This is a genomic window from Luteolibacter sp. Y139 (assembly GCF_038066715.1).
Classification (GTDB): Bacteria; Verrucomicrobiota; Verrucomicrobiia; order Verrucomicrobiales; family Akkermansiaceae; genus Haloferula; species Haloferula soli.
Map to the genome: position 1 here is coordinate 524,645 of NZ_JBBUKT010000004.1, position 20,323 is coordinate 544,967.

Consider the following 20,323-nt stretch of genomic DNA (forward strand, 5'->3'; position numbering starts at 1 on the left):
CTAGCAATCTTCCCGCTGGTTGGCAGGGCAAACCAGATTGGAAAGCTTGCCGAGGCGTAGGCGGATCGGTGAGCTTTATGTATTGAGCTAGAAATGTCCCGAATTTTCACTGTCCTTTTCATGCTAGGTGTTCACGTGCACGCCGGGATCAAGGTGTCGCGCGCGGTGGTGCCGGTGTTCAATGATGGGACGGAGTCGCTGGTGGCGGAGTATGAGTATGAGACGGCTGTGCCGCGGGTGGTGAAGTCGGTGCAGCTGACCAGCGAGGGGACGACGGATTTGGGAGATATCGCGGGGGTGAGGATGAAGCTTGTGGGGATCAAGGGCGATGAATTGATCGCGGGATCGATTGGTTTTGAGGCGAGGATGACGTCGAGGATGGAGCGGCGGCCGATGGCCAATCACTACGGCTACCGGCTGATGGTGAAGACCCGGCCGGGTGTGGATCCGAGTCATCGGATCGGCGTTCGCGTGGAGTCGATCGAGTTTGAGGATGGCACTGTGGAGCGGGTGGAGAAGCCGGCGGATTTCCAGCCTTCGCGGGTGGCCTATCGGATTCATCGCAAGGGTGAACATGGATGCGATACGTTCCGGATTCCCGGGCTGGCGCGTGCGAAGGATGGCTCGCTGCTGGCGATTTATGACATGCGCTATGAGAGTGCGCATGATTTGCAGGGGCACATGGACATCGGGCTATCGCGCTCGACCGATGGTGGGAAGACTTGGTCGGTGCCGCGGCCGGTGCTGGACATGGGCGAGTATGGAGGGAAGCCGCAGCGTGAGAACGGGTGCTCCGATGCGAACATCCTGGTGGATGCGAATGGCGGCCGGGTTTTCGTTTCCTCGCTGTGGACGCATGGGCGGCCGGGGACGCATCAGTGGAGGGGCAAGGGTTCGGAGCCGGGGCTGGGGATTGAGGAGACGAGCCAATTCATGTGCGTGCACTCCGATGACAACGGGGTGACGTGGAGCGAGCCGGTGAATCTAACAAGTGCGCTCAAGCGGCCCGAGTGGTGGCTATTTGCCCCGGCTCCGGGGAATGGGATCACGATGCGCGATGGGACGCTGGTGATGCCGACGCAGGGGAGGGACGAAAGCGGGCTGCCGTTCTCGAATGTGATTTCCAGCAAGGATCATGGGAAGACGTGGTTCGTCTCGCCGCCGGCGCGCCACGACACGACGGAGTGTGCGGTGGCGGAGGCGGGCGATGGGTCGCTGGTCTTTTCGATGCGGGACAATCGGAATCTAACGGACAAGGGGGAGACGAACGGGCGTGCGGTGTCGGTGACGCGCGACTTGGGAAAGACGTGGGAAATTCATCCGGCGGATCATGGGGCGCTGCCGGAGCCGGTGTGCATGGCGAGCTTGATCTCGCATCGCCTGCCGGATGGGCGGACGGTGCTGCTGTTCTCGAATCCGCGCGACAAGGAGAAGCGGCGGAACCTGACGATCCAGGCGAGTCTTGATGGCGGGAAGACCTGGCCTGCGGAGCAGCGGGTGCTGCTGGATGACGGGACCGGATACGGCTACTCTTCGCTGGTGATGGTGGATGACTCGACGGTGGGCATTCTCTTCGAATCCTCGGTGGCGGACATGATCTTCATGAAGGTCCCACTCGCAGACATTGTGCGGCCATGAACTTGCAACGATCCGGTTGGCTCACCCTACCAGTCGCCGCAGCTGTCCGACAGCTCGCTGCGGTTAAAGATTCTTTTATCCGCTCCCGCCGGGGCTGCTTTTTAGGAATGAACCCACCGAACCTTGCCGGACCTCTTGTCGCTGCCGCCGCGCTCGCTGTCGTGCCTGCGCGCGGAGGGGTGACGATGCTGCCGCCGGTGCCGGATGCGATTGGTTTTGCGGGTGCCTTCGCGGGTGTTCATGAGGGGCAGCTGATCGCGGGTGGCGGGGCGAATTTTCCGGACGGGACGATGCCGTGGGATGGCGGGAAGAAGGTGTGGCATGATCGCTTGTTCGCGCTGGATCTGAAGGAGGCCGGTGCGGCGTGGCGCGAGGTGGGGAAGCTGCCGGTGGCGAATGGCTATGGGGTCTCGCTGACGGTGCCGGAGGGGGTGCTGGTGATTGGTGGCGGTGATGCGAAGGAGAACTTCCGCGAGGTGCGATTGCTGACATTGGTAGATGGGAGGCCAGCCTTCCGTGAGTTGGCGGGGCTGCCGGTGCCGCTGGCGCAGATGGTGGGAGCGGTGACGGGGCGTCGGGTGCATGTGTGCGGTGGGATCGAGAAGCCGGATGCGACTGCTGCGAGCAATGGTCACTGGATGCTCGATCTGGATGCTATGGACAGGGGCTGGCAGACGATGCCGTCGCTGCCGGGCGAGGGGAGGATTCTTGCGACGGCGGCGGGGATTGGGGATGCATTCTTTATCGCGGGTGGTTGTTCGCTTGCTGCGGATGCGACGGGGAAGCCGGTGCGGACGTATCTGCGTGAGGCGTGGAAGTTTGATGAAGGGAAATGGCAGCGTATCGCTGATCTGCCGCGCGGGTCGGTGGCGGCGGCCACGCCTGCACCGGTGAGGGGTGATGCGTTCTTCGTGGTGTCCGGTGATGATGGAACGCATGTGGGTCCGCCGAAGGAGCATCGTGGATTTTCGCGGGAAGTGCTCCGCTACGATGTCCCGGCGAATGAATGGTCGGTGGCGGAGCAACTTGATGTGCCGGCGCCGGTGACATTGCCGGCAGTGCCGTGGCGGGATGGCTTCATTCTTTTCAATGGCGAGGTGAAGCCGGGCGTGCGCACGCCGCAGGTGCTATATTTTACCCCACCTGAGCCGAAGCCATGAATGGGGATTCTTCCATGCGGAGTGCCTGGATGGCGGTGATGCTGCTGTGGCCGGTGGCGGTGCTGAACTACCTGGACCGGCAGATCTTTTCGACGATGAAGTCGTCGATCATGGGAGGGGTGCCGGACATCATGAATGATGCGCGGTTTGGTGAGCTGATGGCGGTGTTCCTTTTCGTCTATGGGATTTTCAGTCCGGTCGGCGGATACATCGCGGATCGCTTTGATCGGCGACGCGTGATCATCGCGAGTCTGGCGGTTTGGTCAGCGGTGACGTGGTTGACCGGGCATGCGCAGAACTATGAGCAGCTGTGGTGGGCTCGGGCGCTGATGGGGCTGAGTGAGGCCTGTTACATTCCGGCGGGGTTGGCGCTGATCGCGGATTTTCATCATGGCGGGACGCGTTCGCGAGCGGTCGGGATTCATCAGTCCGGGATCTATGCGGGCATCATCCTCGGTGGTGCTGGGGGCTATATCGCGGACTCGAGCCATGGGTGGCGGGCTGGATTCACGTGGTTCGGGCTGGCGGGTGTTGCCTATGCGGTGGTGCTGCTGTTTTTGCTGAAGAATGCGCCGCGTCCGAAGCGGGATGATGGGGATGGAAGCACGCCGATCGGGAGTTCGCTTCGCTTGTTGTTCGGGACGAGTGCGTTCGTTCTGTTAGTTCTCTATTTCACGCTGCCGGCGATGCCGGGGTGGGTGGTGAAGAGCTGGATGCCGGCGTTGCTGGCGGAGACGTTTCACCTCGGGCAGGGTCAGGCGGGGATCTCGGCGACCTTGTGGGTGACGCTGGCTTCGCTGGCGGGCGTGCTGATCGGCGGTGCGCTCTCGGACCGGTGGATGCAGCGCAGCGCGCGCGGGCATATTCTGGTGAGTGCGATCGGGATGGTGCTGTGTATTCCGGCGCTGTTCGGGATCGGCTATGCGCCGACGCTGCCTGTCGCGATTGGGTTTCTGATTTTGTTCGGGCTGGGCTGGGGATTCTTCGACACGAATAACATGCCGATCCTGTGCCAGATCGTGCCGGCGCGGCTGCGGGCAACTGGCTACGGTCTGATGAATCTGGCGAGCATCACCATCGGCGGCTTCGCGGTGAAGAAGGTGGGCGCGATGCGTGATGCGGGTGCCCAGCCCTCGGTGATCTTCACGCTTTGTGCTGCTGCCGCGCTGGTGGCGGTGGTCCTTGTCCTTCTGATCCGTCCCCGCTCGCCGGAGGCGAATGCCGGTAATGAATCGCTGGCTCACTAATTTTCCTTATGAATCTGCAACCGCTTCACGAACTCGTAGTCGCCACCCACTCGCCGTTTCATGTGGACGGGTCGCTGGCTCCGGAGATCGTTTCCGTCCAGGCCGCATTTCTCGCGGCGAATGGCATTCGCGCGGTCTTCATCACGGGCTCTACGGGTGAGTCGCATTCGCTGACGTGTGCGGAGCGGCTGGCGCTCTACGATGCGTGGGCGAATGCCGCGCCGGAGCAGGGGCTGCGGGTGATCGCGCATGTGGGGAGCAATTGCCTGGAGGATGCGAAGGTGCTGGCGCGGCGGGCGGAGAAGCTGGGATTTGCCGGGATCAGTGCGCTGGCTCCGTCCTACTATAAGCCTGGTAGTTTGAGTGCCCTGATCGACTGCTGTGCGGCGGTGGCGGCGGCGGCTCCGGCGACGCCGTTTTATTATTACGACATTCCGGCGCTGACGGGGGTGACGTTTCCGATGGAGCGCTTCCTGGTGGAGGCTCCGGCCAGAATTCCCACGCTGGCGGGAATCAAGTTCACGAATCCGGACCTGGTTTCGTATCGTCGCTCGCTTGAAGTGGCGGGACGACTTGACCTTCCGTGGGGTGTGGATGAGACGATGCTCTCCGCGCTGGCGGCTGGAGCGAAGGGCGGGGTGGGATCTACTTACAACTGGGCGCCGGAGCTTTATCGGCAGCTGATGGCGGCGCATGGCCGGGGTGACCTGGCGGAGGCGCAGCGGTTGCAATCGCTCTCGATCGCGATGGTGGATGCGATTGCGGCGACGGGTTTCCTCGGGACGGCGAAGGCGCTGATGGGGCGGCTGGGAGTGCCGGTGGGGCCGGCGAGATTGCCGCTGGGGAATCCGACGACAGCGCAAGTGGATGCGCTGATGGAGAAGCTGGGCGAGCTTGGCTTTGCGACGTGGGGGGCGAAGGCGGTAGAGATGGCGCAAGTCTGATGCCATGGATCTCGCCGCGTTTTATCACGACCAGCTTTTCAATGACTGTTTGCCGTTCTGGTTTCCGCGGGCGGTGGATGAAGTGAATGGGGGATTCGTCCATTGCTTCGATCGAGATGGGACGCTGGTCGATAGCGACAAGTCGGTGTGGGCGCAGGGGCGCATGAGCTGGATGCTGCTGACACTTTACACCGGATATGAGCGACGGCCGGAGTGGCTGGCTTGGGCGGAGAGCGGGTTGAAGTTTTTGGAGGAGAAGTGTGTCGACGCTTCAGATGGGCGGATGTTCTTCCATGTGGCGCAGGACGGGACGCCGATCCGGAAGCGGCGCTATGCGTATAGCGAGAGTTTCGCGGCGATCGCCTTCGCGGCGCATGCGGCTGCGGCGAATGACGGTGACTCGGCGGACAAGGCGAGGACGTGGTTCGAGCGGTTCACGGACTGGAATTTCACGCCGGGGAGGATTCCGCCGAAGTTCACGGGGGCGCGGCCGATGGAGGGGATCGGGACGCGGATGATCACGCTGGTGACGGCGCAGGAGTTGAGGCGGCACACGGGCGAAGATCGCTTGCTGACGATGTGGATCGACCGATGCCTGGATGACATCGAGCGGCTATTCGTGAAGCCGGAGTTGAAGGTGGTGATGGAGTCGGTGGCACCGGATGGATCGATCGTGGATCACTTCGATGGACGCACGCTGAACCCCGGGCATGCGATTGAGGCCGCGTGGTTCGTGCTGGAGGAAGCGGCGCATCGGAAGGATAGCCGCTTGCAGAAGCTCGGATGTGAGATGCTGGACTGGATGTGGGAGCGCGGGTGGGACGAGGAGTTCGGCGGGCTCTTCTATTTCCGTGATGTGCATGGCAAGCCGGTGCAGGAGTATTGGCAGGATATGAAATTCTGGTGGCCGCACGATGAGGCGCTGATCGCGACTCTGATGGCTTACCGGATGAGCGGCGACGCGAAGTATCTCGCGTGGCACGAGAAGCTGCGGGAGTGGAGTTTCGAGCGCTTCGGGGATCCGGAATGCGGGGAATGGTTCGGATACTTGCGGCGGGATGGGGTGCCTTCGAGCACGCTGAAGGGATCGCTATGGAAGTCCTTTTTTCATCACCCGCGGGCGTTGTGGCGGTGTTACTTGCTGGCGAAGGAGATCGGGCAAGCGTAGCAGGGTGACCAAGTCGTTGCGCTGGGTTCGGTCCGCACTTTGAATCGGGGCGGCGATCTTTCGACGGAGCGCGAGACGCCGGAACGACGCAGTCGTTCCGCTACGTGCGTTGTGGGCCGCAAGATCAGCCGAAGGGGAGTGTGCGGGCGCGGATGAGCGGGGGATCGAGCCAGATGTGTTCGGGCTTCATCTGGGCCTGGCCTTCGTAGGTGGAGAGGGATTCCTCGATGCGGAGTTCGCGGCGGGTGGCGTCGAGGGTGATGAAGGTGAAAGGTGGCTTGCCGGGATCGTAGTAGGTGGTGCTGCCATTGGGCGGCATGCCGAAGGTGGCGCTGGTCAGGGTGAGGTGATGGACGCCGTGGCGGATGGAGTGCTCTTCATCGTGATCGTGGCCGGCGAGGACGGCCACGACCTGGACCTTGCCGCGCTTCGCATTGTGGGAGTCGATGACGAAATTGAGATCGTCCCAATTGCCATCGTGGCTGCCGACGCCGGAGGGCTGGTGCTGGAAGATGACGACGGGCTTGTCGGTGGCGGCAAGATCCTTTGCCAGCCATGCGAGCTGTTCCTTGTCGATGCAGCTGACGCGGGCGAGGTGGCCGGGGCCGCCTTTCTTGTGGATGGGATACCAGTTGCCCTTCGCGTAGGGGGTCATCTTGCCCTCGTCATCGATGAAGTGATTGCGATCGAGGACGATGAAGTGGAAGCCGCCGGTGTCGAAGGAGTAGTAGGGGTGCGGGATTTGCCATGCGCCTAACAGGTCATCCTTGGTCTGGAAGTCGCAGTCGTGATTGCCGATGACGTGGTGCTTGGCGCCCGGAAAGCGGTTCCATTCGGCGAGGAAGTCCTTGGCGGTGGTAATGCCGCCCTTCATGCAGCAGAAGTCGCCGCACTGGAGGATGAAGTCCGGCTTGCGGGCGATGGCAGCATCGATGAAGGGCTTCAGGCGTCCGACTTGGTCCTTGCCATGGGTGCCGTGGTGGACATCGGTGATGAAGCCGAAGGTGACCGCGCCGGTGGCGGAGGCGGGTTCCTGTGCCCGGGCGGCGGCGATGGCGGCGCTGGCAAGCGGGAGGGTGGCGAGAAATTGGCGGCGGCTAGTCGCGGGCATGGGAGGAAATGACGCAGGAATCCGGTCATTTATTTCACAAAAACGCCGTTAAAGTGCCAAAATCAGGTTTCCACGAGCTTTTTCCTCAGGGCCACGGGGAGGACGGCTAGGCAGGAAATCAAGCCGAAGACGATGAAGGAGATGAACACAGAGTTCCACCCGTACCACTCGGCGAGCTTCACGGGGACGATGCCGGCGAGGATTTGGCCGAGGGAGCCGATGCCATTGATGATGCCGCAAGCGGAGGCGGTGGAGGCGGTACCACCGAGGTCCTGGGCGGCGGTGCCGGAGATGATGGAGTCCGCGATGTAGAGGAAGAAGCCGATGGCGGCGAGGCCGGCGACATTGCCGGTGATTTCCAAGCCGGTGCTGGCGAGCCGATAGATGTAGACCACGACGATCATGCCGAGCAGTGCCAGGAGCGCGAGCCGGCAGCGATTGCGCGGGAAGAAGCGGTCGGCGAAAAAGCCGCCGAGGATGAGGCCCACGACGCCGCCAGCCTCGAAGCCATTCGAGACGTAGGCGGGTGCGTCCCGTGTGAGGCCGACGACCTTTTCCAGATAGAAGGGAAGCCAGGCGAAGAGCGTGTAGCGGGTGTACTTCAGGCCGAAGTACGATAACCCTAGGAGCAGCACCGAGGGGTTCACCAGCATGGCGAGGAAGCCGTGTCTTTCTCCGGAGGCGGTTTCGCTTTTCGCCGTGGATGTCTCGAAGGAATAGCCACGGTCTTCCGGGCGATTGATGAGGAAGAGGCCCTGGATGATGCCGATGACGGTGACTACCACGCCATTGACGAGGAAGATCTCCTTCCAGCCGTATTCCTTCAGGATGAAGCCGGAGAAGGCGGTGGCGGCGAGGCTGCCGAGGATGTAGCAGGAGAGCCAGAAGCCCATGACGCGGCCGCGTCGGGCATCGCTCACCCAGAGGGTGATGAGCTTGCAGGAGGCGGGCCAGCCGGTGGCCTGGAAGAGGCCATTCGCGGTGAATCCGATCGCGAGGACCGCGACGAAGGGGAAAAGCCCGAAGGCGAGGGTGGCGATGCCGGAGAGGCACATGCCGGCGCAGAGGGCGATCCGTGGGCCGCTGCGGTCGCCGAGCGCGCCGCTGAGGAACTGGCCGATGGCATAGCAGACGGCGTAGGCGGAATTGACGTAGCCGATGGTTTCGAGGCTGAAGCCCTGCTCGACCAAGGGGCCGGTGGCGACGCTGAGATGCTTCCGGGTGAAGTAGTAGAAGAAGTACGCGAGGTAGGAGAGGATCACCATCCGCGACTGGAGCGACAGCGGAGGCGGCGGGGCGGCCGGGTTCTCCGCAGGGTGATCGGTCCTCGTCGTGCGCATCGGTATCAGGGCGGGTCGGTTACCAGGGGTGCGACGAGGTTTTTTCGCGGGTGTCTCCGAAGGGCGCCAGGTCCAGGCGATCTCCGGATAGCGAGTTGGCGTCCGTGGTGCCGGTCTTGAGTTGCTTGCAGGCCTGCATGGCAAGCGACAGGTTGTTGGTGACGATAGCGCTACTCAAGCCAAAGTGGCTGGGCCGGTAGGGAGGCCTTTGAGAATCGTTGGCAGGTGGCTTTCTCCGAGCGTTATACAATCGACCGGGCTTTGCACTTACCTCCCGGGATTTGAGCCACTAGCAATGTCATCCGACGATCGGTCACAGGATCGTCGCTATCCCCAAAAGAAGGACATCATGCACTTGAAACTTGCGACCCTTGCTGGCCTCTCCGCTCTCGTCGTGGCTTCAGCCGGGCTGACGAGCTGCAATAAATCTGCCGTTTTCTCTTCGAGCTCTTTGCGGACGGATTCAACTATAAACAATCACCGGACGATCACGAAGAAGGTCAATGGTCTGGCGCGGAAGCTAGAGACGACGGCGGACGTGAAGATGGAGAAGGGAAAGATCACGTCTTTTCCGAAAGGGGCGCTGGTGAAGCTGGAAGAGACGGGGAGTGCGACGCCGCGGGTGGCGGAGCTGCGAGAGAATGGAGGGAGTCTGGAGCTGTGGGTGAAGGAGAATGGGACGTTCCGAAAGGGGACGGCGGAGGAGGAGACGTGGCGGGATGAGTTTTTGAAGGATGTGATCGGGGAGTGAGTTGGGTGGATGTGCCGTATGTTTCGTGTCGACGGGACGTCGACACCCCTTAGGGATTTGCCTCGATTGGGTGGCAGGCTTGGTGTGAAGTGGTGAGATGCGATTGTCGTTTTCGAAGGTGAGGATCGTGCCGTGGGTGATGCCGCTTTTGATCGCGGTAGCGGGGGTGGCGGTGGGGGAGTTCAAGGGGTTCACGAAGGAGCAACGGGATGCTTCGGTGGGCCCGGTGTCGGGATTGAAGCCGGGGCTACGGCGGGCGTTCACGGATGTGGGGCAGTTTGCGGCGAAGAAGGAGCCGAAGCCCTTCGATTGGCTCGGGGCTCATGAGGAGCCGGGGCAGACATTCGGCCAGTATGTGGGTTCGCGGCCGAACTTGCCGGGGCCTGTTAGAAAGAAGCTGTATGTGCTGCCGATCGGGACGTTCGCGAAAGGAGTGGCGCCTGATTTGGAGAAGCTGAAAGCGTATACGGCGGCGTATTTCCATCCGATGCCGGTGGAGATGCTGCCGGTGGTGGCGGATGCGGAGGTGCCGGCGAAGGTGCGCGAGAATTCGCTGACCAAGAAGAAGCAGTGGCTGAGCACGGATATCCTGGACTGGTTGCCCGGCAAGCTACCGGGGGATGCCTATGCGATGCTGGCGGTGACGATGACGGATCTTTATCCGGAGGAGAGCTGGAACTTCGTTTTCGGCCAAGCGTCCTACAGGGAGCGCGTGGGCGTCTTCAGCTTCGCGCGTTATCATCCCTCGTGGACCTTCGATCCGGTGGACGAGGGGACGGAGAAGCTGGTGCTAGGCCGTGCGGCGAAGGTGCTGACGCACGAGATGGGGCACATGTTCGGGATCCGGCACTGCGTGCACTACGAGTGCATCATGGGCGGGGTGAATCACCTGGCCGAGGCGGATGCGGCGCCGATGCACCTGTGCCCGGTGTGCCTGCGGAAGTTGTACTACGCAGTGCGGTTCGATCCGGCGTCGCGGTATGAGGGGCTGGCGAAGTTCTACCGGGAGAATGGGTTCAAGGAGGAGGAGAAGTGGGCGGCGGTGGAAGCGGCGTCGATCGGGGCGGCGAGGTGAATTCATCCGAGGGCACGGACGAGCGAGGCAATCTCGTGTTTTACGCTGCTCCAGGATTGTCCGGACAGGCTGATTGGGAGCCGCGGTTGGCGATGGCATTGAGCTTCATGGCGGCCACGTCGGAGATGGAAAGCAAGTGGACGCCATCGATCGATTCGACGGGCTCTAATAAAGGGTAAGCGTGGCGGAGGAAGTCGAGCTTGGTACCATGGGCATCCAACGTGAGGGTGTTCTCGCTACGGCCGACGATGGTGGCGTCCGGCAACGGCAAAGCGGCGAGAAGCGATTCGGGATCGAATGGTTCTCTCGTGAAGAAATCGAGGTCGACCGAGAGGCGATGGCCGAATCGCAAAGCGAGGGAGGTTCCTCCCGCGAGGGCGAAGGATTGCAACGCCGGAGCGGCCGAGAGTCGCTCTAGCAGCTCGCGGACTGATGTGGGAATGGCGTCGAAGCGGAGCATCGGAATGAAGAGGCTGGACGATCGAACCATACGCGACAGAAGGCAAAGGCGCGAGGTTCCAAGCTGCGAAGGCCGGTGACGATTTCTTCCAGGCGAGGCTTTCCGTAGAAGGCGACAAGTGCCTGCCAGTCCCGCCAGCGGCCTTGCTCCAGGACCCGCTTGACCAGCCACGGGGCGTGGTGGCCGGGATCAACCGTGGCGCGATCGACGTCCCAGAAGAGGTGGTCGGAAAGTGGAGGCACGGCGGCGAGGATACTGAAAGGCGGGAGGACTGAAATGAGAAATCTTGGTTCCCTCGAGGCTCGACATGATCGAGGGAGCGGGTAGGAAGCGGTTGCCAATCCAACAAGGAGGTAACTATGGCAAAGCACCACCATCAAGACGGCTCCTTTTTTCGAGCCGAGCAGTAAGAGGCGGAACGGGTTCCCTTCCGAGACGCGCGTGAAGCGTGGATTCCGGGTCGTTCACGGAGGAAAGGAACTCCACGAGCGGCTTGGCAGGAATGATCCCTGTCCGTGTGGATCGGCACGCCGGTTTCAAGAACTGTTGCATGCAGACGGGGCGTTACGATGGATCGCCGCGGGACGACTACTTTTAGGGAGTAGCTGAATGCGGCGATGTAGAGGCCCGGGCGTGTCGTGTCGACGGGACGTCGACACCCCTTAGTAAAAAGCGCCGCGGGTTTCCCCGCGGCGCTTTGGTTTCCTCGTGCCGTGACGTTGCGTGTGCGGCACTCGTTTCCGAGGTTCTCCTCCTCAGAAGGTGTAATCCAGCTCGACGCTGACGCGGGTGGTGGACTTGTAGAGCTTGTCGTTGCTGTCGAAGTATCCGAGCTTGCCGATGGCGGTGAAGTGGTCGTCGAACTTCTTCGAGAGCACGGAGTCGAAGCCGAGGCCGAAGTTGTCGCTGATGGAGTTGTCGCCGAAGATGTGGCCGACATTGGTCCACTTGATGCCGCAGAAGATGGGCATCATGTAGCTGACGTAGGTATCGGTGAGGCCGCCGTGCGTGCCGTTGATACGGCGGGCGTCGGTGGCATCGGCGTAGCCATTGAAGGCGTGGACGGTGGCGAGCGGGGTTTGCACGCCGGCGTCGAGGTGCTCGATGCCGACCATCAGTGCATGCGTATCGAAGAGGGTCTTGGTGGCATTGAAGTGGGCGTAGAGGCCTTCCTTGTCATTGGCGGGGCCGGCTTCGTCCTGATAGGCGAGTTCGCCGTAGAGGGTGACGCCTGCGAGGGCGCCCTTCGCGCTGACGCCGTAGGTCTGGTTGTCCCAGCCCTTCGTGACGCCGTCGTCGAAGCTCATGTCATAGATGTAGCCGCCTAGGGTGACGCCCTTGATGCCGGTGTAGGAGGCATTGAAGAGGTAGATGTCGCCGGGTGCGTTTTCGAAGATGCCGGTGGCGTCCTCGCCGAAGACGCGGTTCACCTGATCGATGTAGGCGAGGTTCAGGGTGAGGCCCTTGATGGAAGTGTTCTGGAGCGAGATGGCGTCGTAGGTCTGCTCGTTCTGACGCCAGCCGACGTTGCCGACGAAGGCGGCATTGTCATAGATGATACGCTGGCGGCCGACCTTCACGGTGGTATCGAAGCCGGTGTATTGGAGGTAGGCTTGGTTGAGCTCGGCGTTCTCCGGATCGTTGATGAAGGAGTTCCGGATATCGTCCGGATCCACGCCGGGGGCGCCGCCGTAGTAGTCATCGATGATGGCCTGGGTGAACTCGCCTTCGACGAGGGCGGAGAGGCCGTACCAGGCCTTGGTCTTGAGGCCGACGCGCTCGCGAATGGTGAGGGCGTGAGCGGGATCCAGGCCATCGACATCGGCGAATTCATAGCGCGCGCGGACGTCGAGGAGCGGGATGAGCCATGGCGCTTCCTTGGCGGTGGCGATCTCCGGTGAGGGAGTCGGCGAGCCGGCGTGGGTGATGGCGGTGGTGGTGGCGAGGAGGAGCAGGGAGGTCGTGAGGTAACGGTTTTTCATCGTGACGGTGACGTTCGTTAGGCGGGTCCCAACGAAGCCGGTCGTCTGCCAAGGCATGCCAAGCGCGGGGGTTTGAACGTGCGGATTTCCGGGGGTCAGGGATGAATAGGGCTCATTTTTGGCAGAAATAAGCGGCATTCATGGAAATGCGGTGAATGGATGAGTGGGATGCACGGATGGAGAGAGAGCGCGAACACGGCTCTCCGAGCCATGCTCGTGATGGACATCGCTTCAAGTTCGCGCGCTGGTCGAACATCGACGCACGCCGCCATCAACGGGACCTTCCGGAGAAAGGTCCCTGGCTCTAACAGGCTCCCAGCTTGTGCCTTGTGGTCGCCTTACTTGGCTCCGCTGGCGGTGGTGATGAAGTCGACGAGATCCTTGCGGCCTTTGGCGAGGTCGGGTGGATTCAGGTAGAACATGTGGCCGGCTTCGAACTGGGCGAAGGAGACGTTCTTCCGGGCGGCCTCTGGTAGCTCCAGCAGGTGGGAGATGGAGTAGAGGATGCCATCGGGCGGGGTGGCGAGGTCGGCCATGCCGCCCATGACCATGACGCGGAGGTGAGGATTGTCCCGCATGGCGGTGGCGAGGCGGCCGGCCATGTTTACCTGGCCATTGCCATTGCCCATCTTCCATGGCTGGACCTTTCCGGTGAGGATCTCGTAGGGAGAGTCTTCCTTCCAACCGAGGTCGCTGCCGAGGTAGGAGAGCATGGTGGTGGAGTAGGCGCCGAGGGCCAGGGAGAAGGAGGGATCGTACTCCGGGACGTCTGACGAAGGATCGGTGGTGGGCCAGGCGACGCGGGCATCGAAGCGGCCGAGGACCTTGCCTTCCTTGCGCAGGAGTTCGCCACGGAAGCGGGTGGGGTCGATGCGGAGGTTGGCTTCGAGGATGAGGTCGACGGGCAGCGAGGTGAGGGCAGAGATTTTCTCGGCGATGGCCTGGCGCTTGGCGGGCTCGAGCTTGTTGCCGGCGAGGAGGGCGAGGGCGTATTCGCCATTGGTGAACTCGCGGGCCTCCTTCACGAGGGCATCGCGATCGCCCTTCAGCTTGCCGTGGAAGTGGGCGATGGAGGTGTATTGCGGTAGGTAGATCTCATAAGAGAGATCGTCACCGGGTCCGGGAGAGAGCGTGCGGAAATCGAGCAGCGAAGAAAGCAGCACCACGCCATTGAGCGACATGCCGAAGCGGGACTGGAGCTGCGAGGAGAGGCCGGCGACGCGGATGCCGCCGTAGGATTCGCCGAGGATGAACTTGGGCGAGGACCAGCGTTGGTGCTCGGTGACCCAGCGGCGGATGAAGTCGCTGAGCGACTCGATATCGCCCTCGACGCCGTGGAATTCCTCCGGCTTCACGTCCTTCTCGGCGCGGCTGTAGCCGGTGGTGACGGGGTCGACGAAGACGAGGTCGGCGACATCGAGGATGGAGAATTCATTCGAAACGAGGCGGGCCGGCGGGACGGGTGCCTGGGTGCCGTCGCCGGGGAGATCGACGCGCTTCGGTCCGAGGGTGCCGAGGTGGAGCCAGACGGCGGAGGAGCCGGGGCCGCCATTGAAGGCGAAAAGGACGGGGCGCTTGGTGAGATCGCCGGCGTCTTTTTTCAGATAGCTGACGTGGAAGATGGAGGCGCGCGGGGAGCCATCGTCCTTCTGGATGACGAGCTTGGAGGTGGTGACCTGATAGTCGATTTTCTTGCCGGCGATGGTGACGGAGCCGTCTTTGGTCACGGGCTCGGCGGGCTTTTTCTCGTCCTTGGCGGCGTCCGGTTTGGCATCGGGCGGTGGGCCGGCGGGCTTTTCCTGGGCGGTGGCGAGGACGGTGGAAAGGGCGAGGAGCAGCAGGGACGGGCGCATACGGGACGTGAAGCTAGGTGGTTCGGGGGGCTTGTCGATGGGAGAAGCGACAGGGGGACGGGGGTTGGTGTCGGTTTCTATCAGGAGGAGCGATCGGAGGGGAATCTATGCACCCGGTGCCTTGGGTCCCGCACACGGCGTGTGCGTACCACGTTGTTTAGCGCAGGGCTTTGGCGGCGGCGGGGTGGAGCTTGGTCTTTGGGAGGTTGGCGAGGCCCCAGCGGGCGAGGGGGATGATGACTTCGTGGAGGGATTTGCCGGTGGGGGTGAGCTGGTAGTGGAAGCGGCGGCGGTCTTGGTCGTCGGGGGTCTTGGTGACTAGGCCTTGCTCGTGGAGGTGCTTGAGGCGGTCGGCGAGGATATTGGTGGCGATGCCTTCGGGGGAGGCGAGGAATTCATCGAAGCGCTGCTTGCCGAGGAAGAGGTCGCGGATGACGAGCATGGTCCAGCGGTCGCCGAGGAGATCGAGGGCGCAGGCGACCGGGCAGGGGGAACGGCGGGGCAGGGATTGCGATTTCGGTTTCGCGGGCACGCGGTAAATTAACTTGCAAAGGGCAAGTGAGGCAAGCATGGGTGATGGGTCGCTTGCGATTTGAAAGTTAAATAGCCGGGCCATGAAAACGACTGACAATGCTTCCCCGCAATCTCCTGTGGCCCTGGCACCTCCAGGTGCGGGCTTGCCGTGGCTGGAAAAGAAAATGCTGGGCTATGGCTTGGGGTTGTATTCCAAGGTGACGGACCGCGAGCGGGCGATGGAGCGCTTTCTGGGGGAGGCGGAGAGCGTGCTATCGCTGGCAACTCCGCTCAGTGAGGAAGAAGGCAGGCGGGCGGTGCTGGTGAAGCGCTTGCGGGGGATGGAGGACAGCAGTCGCTATTGGTCGCCCTATATGATCGTCCAGCATCTGGTGATCGTGGACAAGGCGATGCTGATGATGATCCGGATGCTTTCCGCGGGTAAGACGACGGATCGCAAGTCGAGTACGGCTGATGTGAAGCCATCGCCGGATGCAGGACCGGAGGCGCTCGATGAATTTCGAGAACTGCTGGTGCGTTGGCAGGAGACGCTTTCAGGGATCCCGGACTTGCGAAGTGGCTCGCGGCATCCGCATCCGTGGTTTGGGCCATTGGATGCCCATGGGTGGTCCTGTGTGGCGGGGTTGCATCACGGGATTCACCGGAGGCAGATGGAAGCAGTATTGAGAGACCAGAGGTAAGAGGCCAGAAACCAGAGGAGAAGTGGCGAGGTGATCAGTGGTGGGGCCACTTCTTGAAGTCGGTGGCGACGGATTCGCCCGAGGTGACATACCAGGCGTAGCCGCTGCGGCGTTCTTCGCCGATCTCGGCGAGGGTGGCTTTCTTGATGCCATCGCGGTCGCAGAAGAAGGGCTTGCCGGTTTCGAGGTCGTAGAAGCGGGCCCAGAGGGGCTTGGCGGAGGGGTCCTCGACGATGCGGCCACCATTGGTGCGCTCGAAGCGGATGCCGGTGATCTTTGCGGAGTCGAACCAGGCGACGCCGGCTTCGACTGCACGGATGATTTCGGGTGAGGGCTTCTCCAGGGTCATGAGGAAGCGGAGGATGCCGGCGCTTTCGCCGCCGCTGAGGGAGGGGAGTTCGTAGGCGCGGGCCTTGGCAGGCTCGAAGGTGACTTCATCGTGCTGGGCGCACCAGACGGTGAGTTTGCCAGCGATGGTGATCTGGCATTTCAGGATGCAGGCGATGCCGCGGTCGAAGGCGTCGGTGGCCTTTTGTTTGCGAGGGGCGTCGAGGAAATCGTAGCCCTGTGAGTCGCGAAGGAAGTCTAACAGGCGGACCATGGAGCCATCGTTGAAGGTGATGTGGCGCGGGTAGCCTTTGCCGGGCGGAAAGTATTGGGGCCAGCCGCCGTTGGGATACTGGGCTTCGAGGATGTGGTCGTAGCCTTTGAGGAAGGCGTCGCGATAGGTGGCGTCCTTGGTGGCCTGGAAGGCGTGGGCGAGAAGGCGGAGTTCGCCGGTGGTGGCCTTGTTGTCGAAGGTGCCTTCGAGCTTTTCGCGGTCGCCGGTGTAGGGCTTGGCGGCGGTGTCCTTGTTCTTCGGCCAGCTGCCTTGCGGGGATTGCCAGGAGAGAACGGTGGCGAGGGTGCGGTGGCCTTCGTCGGAGCGGAACCAATCGTCGGGCTTGGTGGCGAGTGCGTCGGCGTCGGCGAAGAGCTGGCCGGGGAGAAGCACGGCGGCGAGGAGCAAGAGTCGGGAGGTCATGGGAATCGTTACGTGCCCGGATGGATGGACTTGCGGGGAGGGGAAAAGATGCAGGGAATCCAAGCTTGGTGTGATTCTTGTGATCCTGGCGGTGCAGTTCTTTGAAGGGACGAGAGGACTTCTGGTAGTAGGGGTGGTGGACGTGGCGTCCACCCCCGTGTCGACTGAAAGTCGACACTCCTTATGGGCCTGTGATTTTGGTGAGCCAAGTGATGGCGGCATCGGGCCAGGCTTTGGCTTCGCGTTCGCAGTGGAGGGCGTAGCCGTGGCCGCCGGTCTTATAGAGGAGGAATTGGTGAGGGTGCTTGGCTTCTGTTAGAGCGGTATCGTAGAGCTTGCTGCCAGCGACGAATTTCGCGTCGTCCTCGCTGTGGACGATGAGGGTGGGCGGGATGTTTGCCTGGGGATTGAGGTTGGGGGAGAGGGCGCCTTTGCCATTGTCGAGATAGGCGGGGTAGACGAGCACGGCGAAGTCGGGGCGGCAGCTTTGTTGATCGATGTCATCGATGGCGGGATAGGCGCGTTCGTCGAAGCGATTGCTGGCGCGGGCGGAGAGGTGGCCGCCGGCGGAGAAGCCGATGACGCCGAGGCGCTTGGGATCGATGTGCCACTCGGCGGCGCGGGAGCGGGTGAGGCTGAGGGCGCGCTGGATGTCCTGGAGGGCGCCATCGCGGTTGTTAGGCGTGCGGTATTTGAGGACGAAGGCGGCGATGCCGTTCTTGTTCAACCATGCGGCGATCTCGGTGCCTTCCTTGTCGACGACGGTGTAGGTGTAGCCGCCGCCGGGGCTGACGATCATGGCGGGGGCGTCCGGTTTTTCGACGGGGAAGAAGCTGAGGGTGGGGCGGCTGACATTGGTGACGCGGGTGGCGTCGGTGCGCTCGGGGGAATGAAGGGTCTGGGGTTCGTTTGCGCCTTTGCCGGGCATCTTTCCTTCCGGCCAGAGGTCGACGGTGAGCTTCGCGGCTTTCAAGGCGGGGACGTCTTGGGCAGAGGCCGCGGCGGCGAGGAGTGTGAGGATGAGGCAGGCGAGCTTCATGGGGTGATGAGGAGTTCCTTCAGGGAGGGTGCGGCGGTAGGGAGGTCTTTGATGAGCAGGTCGGCCATGGTGCGGGCGCCTTGTTCATTGAAGTGGGTGGTGTCGCCTTTCTTGTTGGCCATCGCGGCGCTCTTCTCGGGGCCGAGTTGGGTGACGAGTTGCTTGCTGGAGGCGTGGAGGTCGATGACGGAGACGGTCTTTTCCTTCGCGACTTCCTTCATGGCGTCGGCGTAGGGTTGGAGGGTGTCTTCCAAGGTGCCATCGGCGGCGAAAGTTCGGCGGGCCACGGGGGTGATGAGAATGGGCGTCGCTGAGATGGCGCGGGAATCATCGATGTAGCGGCGGAGGAAGTCCTTGTAGGTGGTGGCAGCGTCGGTGGACTCGGGTTTGTCCGGCGCGTGCGAGTCATTGTGGCCGAACTGGATGAGGACGTAGGCGGGCTTTGCGGCGAGGGCTTTTTCCCAGAGGCCTTCCTTGATGAAGGTCCTGGTGCTGCGGCCGGCCTTGGCGAGATTGGTGACGGCGACGGTGCCGGGGCGGAAATGCTCGGCGATGAATTGGCCCCAGCCGCGGTCGGGACGCTCCGGGGCGTAGTCGCAGACGGTGGAGTCGCCGACGATGGCGATGGATTCCTCAGCGAAGGCTAGCGCGGGAAGCGTGATCACCGCGGCGACGCATCGGAGGAAGGTGAGGCGGAGGAGACTCATTTCTTCTTGGCCTCGGTACGGGCTTTCTCCAGCAGGTCGCGAATGGTCGGCCAGGTGACGGCGAGGCTGGGCTCGCTTTGCGGGTGGATACCATCGGCGACATTCTTTTCGTAGCGCTGGGGGTCGTCCTTCTTGATCTTGGCCCAGTTCGGATAGTGGTCGGCGAGGGGGAGGTGGTTCTTTTGGGCGTAGCTACGATAAACGTCGTAGTAGGACTCGAGCTCGGGGCGGTCGGTGCCGTATTTTTTGGCGGGGTTCGAGGGGGAGTCCCAGGCGGGATTCATGGTCTGGAGGATGAGGTTGATCTCGGGATTTTGTTTCCGGAGGGCCTGCACCATCTGGTCGAGATTGGCCTCTGACTTTTCGCGGGAGATGTTGTGCTTGGTGGCGGCGTCGTTGGCGGAGAACTCGATGAAGACGAGGTCCGGGTGGCGGTCGAGGACGCGCTTCTGGAGGTTCTCGACGCCCCAGTTCGAGTGCATGCCGGCCTTGGCGGCATTGGTGAAGGTGACTTGGCCGGGGAATTCCTTGTCGAAGTATTCCTGCACGGCTTTTGCCCATGCGCCATTGATGGAGAGGCTGGTGCCGTAGATGACGACGGTTTGTTTTTTGCCGGACTGGAGGTTCTTGAAGACGGTGGCGGGTAGTGGGGTTTCTTCGGCGGTGGCGTATGCGGCGACTGTTAGGAGGAGCGGCAGCAGGAGGGCGCGCAAGCGTTTGAGAAGGGAGCGGATCATGGAGAGTAGCGGGTGTTAGGGTTTCTTCTTTGGCTTCTGCAGGTCCTTCATGGCAGTGGCGAAGCGGGTGCCGAATTCCTTGGCGCCTTCGGTGTTGAAGTGGAGCTTGTCGCCCTTGTGGCCGAGGCCGGCGGAGTCGGCGTAACCGGTGTGTGGGACGGTATCGGGGATCTTCTTGATGGCGGCTTGAACAGTGGCGGCGCAGGGGAACTTCTCGGGTGTGAGCGCGAGGAACTCGCCGAGCTGGCCGACGACGATGGGGAGGTCGGGTTGGGAGAGGTCTTTCCGCAGGTCCTTGAGCATGCCGGTGAGGCGGGTGCCGTAGGTGTCGGCATTCTCGGGCTTCTCGGTGTCGGACTCGCCCTGGTGCCAGAGGACGCCTTTGATCACGCCGTCCTTCGAGGCGGCCTTGGCACGCTCGATGGCTTGTTTGTAGAGGTCGCCGTCTTTCACCCAGCGCTTGAGGGGCGTGCCGCCGACGGCGCAGGGGATGAGGCCGATGGTGACCTTGGGGTTCTTCTCATCCTTGAGCATCTCGGTGGCGAAGGAGAGGCCGGGGCCGATGCCGGGCTCGATGGCACCGATCTTGGGATGCAGCGGGTCCTTTGCTATGACCCACTGGCCCTCGGGATTCAGCGAGAGAATGCGCGGGTTTTCCGCCGAGGTGTCCATGCCCTTCCGATCCCGGCCGACCATGTTCGACTGGCCCATGAGGAGGTAGAGGTGGAAGTTCTCCTTCGCTGGGAGCGGCGTTGTGGCGGGCTTGGATTGAGCGTGGGTGGGGCCTGTGAAAAGGCAGGCGAGGACGATGGCGAGAATCCGGCGCATAGGGTTTCGAGGCCTACTAGAGCGGATCGGATGCTGTATGACAAC

The 20,323-nt window shown here is 62.5% G+C and carries 22 protein-coding genes; 9 read left to right on the plus strand and 13 right to left on the minus strand.

What is annotated here, in order from left to right:
- The first annotated feature begins 93 nt into the window (after positions 1-93).
- The 5 genes from WKV53_RS13145 to WKV53_RS13165 all read left to right on the plus strand — a co-directional run bounded on the left by WKV53_RS13145 (position 94) and on the right by WKV53_RS13165 (position 6,157).
- Positions 94-1,638 carry a sialidase family protein gene (locus WKV53_RS13145; protein WP_341405061.1) on the plus strand — a complete coding sequence of 515 codons (1,545 nt, stop codon included), beginning with the start codon at positions 94-96 and terminating at the stop codon, positions 1,636-1,638.
- 107 nt (positions 1,639-1,745) lie between these two features.
- Positions 1,746-2,798, plus strand: a complete 1,053-nt coding sequence (locus WKV53_RS13150; protein ID WP_341405062.1) for a hypothetical protein — start codon at positions 1,746-1,748, stop codon at positions 2,796-2,798.
- Positions 2,795-4,045, plus strand: a complete 1,251-nt coding sequence (locus WKV53_RS13155; protein ID WP_341405063.1) for an MFS transporter — start codon at positions 2,795-2,797, stop codon at positions 4,043-4,045. Before WKV53_RS13150 ends, WKV53_RS13155 begins: the two co-directional genes overlap by 4 nt.
- Positions 4,046-4,053: 8 nt before the next feature.
- Positions 4,054-4,989: a dihydrodipicolinate synthase family protein gene (locus WKV53_RS13160; RefSeq protein ID WP_341405064.1), complete on the plus strand. Its 936-nt coding sequence runs from the start codon at positions 4,054-4,056 to the stop codon at positions 4,987-4,989.
- Between the two features lie 4 nt (positions 4,990-4,993).
- Complete coding sequence (locus tag WKV53_RS13165; protein WP_341405065.1) at positions 4,994-6,157, plus strand: AGE family epimerase/isomerase; 1,164 nt, start codon at positions 4,994-4,996, stop codon at positions 6,155-6,157.
- Between the two features lie 124 nt (positions 6,158-6,281).
- On the opposite strand, the gene WKV53_RS13170 is transcribed toward WKV53_RS13165, so the two are convergent.
- The 3 genes from WKV53_RS13170 to WKV53_RS13180 all read right to left on the minus strand — a co-directional run bounded on the left by WKV53_RS13170 (position 6,282) and on the right by WKV53_RS13180 (position 8,786).
- Complete coding sequence (locus WKV53_RS13170) at positions 6,282-7,268, minus strand: metallophosphoesterase family protein (protein WP_341405066.1); 987 nt, start codon at positions 7,266-7,268, stop codon at positions 6,282-6,284.
- Positions 7,269-7,330: 62 nt separating this feature from the next.
- Positions 7,331-8,608: an MFS transporter gene (locus tag WKV53_RS13175; protein WP_341405067.1), complete on the minus strand. Its 1,278-nt coding sequence runs from the start codon at positions 8,606-8,608 to the stop codon at positions 7,331-7,333.
- Positions 8,609-8,627: 19 nt separating this feature from the next.
- The gene (locus WKV53_RS13180) at positions 8,628-8,786 is read right to left on the minus strand and encodes a hypothetical protein (RefSeq protein WP_341405068.1); all 159 of its coding nucleotides are present in this window, start codon (positions 8,784-8,786) and stop codon (positions 8,628-8,630) included.
- A gap of 171 nt (positions 8,787-8,957) precedes the next feature.
- Between WKV53_RS13180 and WKV53_RS13185 the strand changes: the two genes are divergently transcribed.
- Positions 8,958-9,359 (plus strand): hypothetical protein, encoded by a 402-nt coding sequence (locus WKV53_RS13185; protein WP_341405069.1) that lies wholly within the window; start codon positions 8,958-8,960, stop codon positions 9,357-9,359.
- A gap of 97 nt (positions 9,360-9,456) precedes the next feature.
- A complete protein-coding gene (locus WKV53_RS13190; protein WP_341405070.1) occupies positions 9,457-10,434 on the plus strand; it encodes an archaemetzincin in 978 nt (325 codons plus the stop codon).
- Between the two features lie 40 nt (positions 10,435-10,474).
- Here the strand turns inward: WKV53_RS13190 and WKV53_RS13195 are convergent, their stop codons facing one another.
- Positions 10,475-10,894 carry a nucleotidyl transferase AbiEii/AbiGii toxin family protein gene (locus WKV53_RS13195; protein WP_341405071.1) on the minus strand — a complete coding sequence of 140 codons (420 nt, stop codon included), beginning with the start codon at positions 10,892-10,894 and terminating at the stop codon, positions 10,475-10,477.
- Positions 10,849-11,136 carry a DUF6922 domain-containing protein gene (locus tag WKV53_RS13200; protein WP_341405072.1) on the minus strand — a complete coding sequence of 96 codons (288 nt, stop codon included), beginning with the start codon at positions 11,134-11,136 and terminating at the stop codon, positions 10,849-10,851. Before WKV53_RS13200 ends, WKV53_RS13195 begins: the two co-directional genes overlap by 46 nt.
- A 199-nt stretch (positions 11,137-11,335) precedes the next feature.
- On the opposite strand from WKV53_RS13200, the gene WKV53_RS28630 reads away from it, so the two are divergent.
- A complete protein-coding gene (locus WKV53_RS28630) occupies positions 11,336-11,503 on the plus strand; it encodes an SEC-C metal-binding domain-containing protein (protein WP_345789656.1) in 168 nt (55 codons plus the stop codon).
- 146 nt (positions 11,504-11,649) lie between these two features.
- Here the strand turns inward: WKV53_RS28630 and WKV53_RS13205 are convergent, their stop codons facing one another.
- The 3 genes from WKV53_RS13205 to WKV53_RS13215 all read right to left on the minus strand — a co-directional run bounded on the left by WKV53_RS13205 (position 11,650) and on the right by WKV53_RS13215 (position 15,261).
- Entirely contained in the window at positions 11,650-12,876 is a 1,227-nt protein-coding gene (locus WKV53_RS13205) for an alginate export family protein (protein WP_341405073.1), read from the minus strand.
- A 338-nt stretch (positions 12,877-13,214) separates the two neighbouring features.
- Positions 13,215-14,729 (minus strand): S10 family peptidase, encoded by a 1,515-nt coding sequence (locus tag WKV53_RS13210; RefSeq protein ID WP_341405074.1) that lies wholly within the window; start codon positions 14,727-14,729, stop codon positions 13,215-13,217.
- Between the two features lie 157 nt (positions 14,730-14,886).
- Complete coding sequence (locus WKV53_RS13215) at positions 14,887-15,261, minus strand: winged helix-turn-helix transcriptional regulator (RefSeq protein WP_341405075.1); 375 nt, start codon at positions 15,259-15,261, stop codon at positions 14,887-14,889.
- A gap of 82 nt (positions 15,262-15,343) precedes the next feature.
- Between WKV53_RS13215 and WKV53_RS13220 the strand changes: the two genes are divergently transcribed.
- Positions 15,344-15,943, plus strand: a complete 600-nt coding sequence (locus tag WKV53_RS13220) for a DinB family protein (protein WP_341405076.1) — start codon at positions 15,344-15,346, stop codon at positions 15,941-15,943.
- Between the two features lie 34 nt (positions 15,944-15,977).
- Here WKV53_RS13220 and pelA read toward each other — a convergent pair whose 3' ends face one another.
- The 5 genes from pelA to WKV53_RS13245 all read right to left on the minus strand — a co-directional run bounded on the left by pelA (position 15,978) and on the right by WKV53_RS13245 (position 20,278).
- Positions 15,978-16,967 carry a pectate lyase gene (pelA, locus tag WKV53_RS13225; RefSeq protein ID WP_341405077.1) on the minus strand — a complete coding sequence of 330 codons (990 nt, stop codon included), beginning with the start codon at positions 16,965-16,967 and terminating at the stop codon, positions 15,978-15,980.
- 181 nt (positions 16,968-17,148) lie between these two features.
- Complete coding sequence (locus WKV53_RS13230; protein WP_341405078.1) at positions 17,149-18,006, minus strand: alpha/beta hydrolase; 858 nt, start codon at positions 18,004-18,006, stop codon at positions 17,149-17,151.
- On the minus strand, positions 18,003-18,713 hold the full coding sequence (locus WKV53_RS13235; RefSeq protein WP_341405079.1) for a rhamnogalacturonan acetylesterase: 711 nt from the start codon (positions 18,711-18,713) through the stop codon (positions 18,003-18,005). The genes WKV53_RS13230 and WKV53_RS13235 overlap by 4 nt, the downstream gene beginning before the upstream one ends.
- Positions 18,710-19,450 (minus strand): SGNH/GDSL hydrolase family protein, encoded by a 741-nt coding sequence (locus tag WKV53_RS13240; RefSeq protein ID WP_341405080.1) that lies wholly within the window; start codon positions 19,448-19,450, stop codon positions 18,710-18,712. The genes WKV53_RS13235 and WKV53_RS13240 overlap by 4 nt, the downstream gene beginning before the upstream one ends.
- 15 nt (positions 19,451-19,465) lie before the next feature.
- Complete coding sequence (locus tag WKV53_RS13245) at positions 19,466-20,278, minus strand: sialate O-acetylesterase (protein ID WP_341405081.1); 813 nt, start codon at positions 20,276-20,278, stop codon at positions 19,466-19,468.
- Positions 20,279-20,323: the final 45 nt, after the last annotated feature.

Bases quoted from the DNA above. Each gene is read 5' to 3' on its own strand.
- pelA (WP_341405077.1), bottom strand. From the start codon at position 16,967: ATGACCTCCCGACTCTTGCTCCTCGCCGCCGTGCTTCTCCCCGGCCAG.
- WKV53_RS13245 (WP_341405081.1), bottom strand. From the start codon at position 20,278: ATGCGCCGGATTCTCGCCATCGTCCTCGCCTGCCTTTTCACAGGCCCC.
- WKV53_RS13160 (WP_341405064.1), top strand. From the start codon at position 4,054: ATGAATCTGCAACCGCTTCACGAACTCGTAGTCGCCACCCACTCGCCG.
- WKV53_RS13195 (WP_341405071.1), bottom strand. From the start codon at position 10,894: ATGCTCCGCTTCGACGCCATTCCCACATCAGTCCGCGAGCTGCTAGAG.
- WKV53_RS13230 (WP_341405078.1), bottom strand. From the start codon at position 18,006: ATGAAGCTCGCCTGCCTCATCCTCACACTCCTCGCCGCCGCGGCCTCT.
- WKV53_RS13205 (WP_341405073.1), bottom strand. From the start codon at position 12,876: ATGAAAAACCGTTACCTCACGACCTCCCTGCTCCTCCTCGCCACCACC.
- WKV53_RS13185 (WP_341405069.1), top strand. From the start codon at position 8,958: ATGCACTTGAAACTTGCGACCCTTGCTGGCCTCTCCGCTCTCGTCGTG.
- WKV53_RS13190 (WP_341405070.1), top strand. From the start codon at position 9,457: ATGCGATTGTCGTTTTCGAAGGTGAGGATCGTGCCGTGGGTGATGCCG.
- WKV53_RS13170 (WP_341405066.1), bottom strand. From the start codon at position 7,268: ATGCCCGCGACTAGCCGCCGCCAATTTCTCGCCACCCTCCCGCTTGCC.
- WKV53_RS13145 (WP_341405061.1), top strand. From the start codon at position 94: ATGTCCCGAATTTTCACTGTCCTTTTCATGCTAGGTGTTCACGTGCAC.
- WKV53_RS13220 (WP_341405076.1), top strand. From the start codon at position 15,344: ATGAAAACGACTGACAATGCTTCCCCGCAATCTCCTGTGGCCCTGGCA.
- WKV53_RS13175 (WP_341405067.1), bottom strand. From the start codon at position 8,608: ATGCGCACGACGAGGACCGATCACCCTGCGGAGAACCCGGCCGCCCCG.
- WKV53_RS13210 (WP_341405074.1), bottom strand. From the start codon at position 14,729: ATGCGCCCGTCCCTGCTGCTCCTCGCCCTTTCCACCGTCCTCGCCACC.
- WKV53_RS13155 (WP_341405063.1), top strand. From the start codon at position 2,795: ATGAATGGGGATTCTTCCATGCGGAGTGCCTGGATGGCGGTGATGCTG.
- WKV53_RS13150 (WP_341405062.1), top strand. From the start codon at position 1,746: ATGAACCCACCGAACCTTGCCGGACCTCTTGTCGCTGCCGCCGCGCTC.
- WKV53_RS13165 (WP_341405065.1), top strand. From the start codon at position 4,994: ATGGATCTCGCCGCGTTTTATCACGACCAGCTTTTCAATGACTGTTTG.
- WKV53_RS13235 (WP_341405079.1), bottom strand. From the start codon at position 18,713: ATGAGTCTCCTCCGCCTCACCTTCCTCCGATGCGTCGCCGCGGTGATC.
- WKV53_RS13240 (WP_341405080.1), bottom strand. From the start codon at position 19,450: ATGATCCGCTCCCTTCTCAAACGCTTGCGCGCCCTCCTGCTGCCGCTC.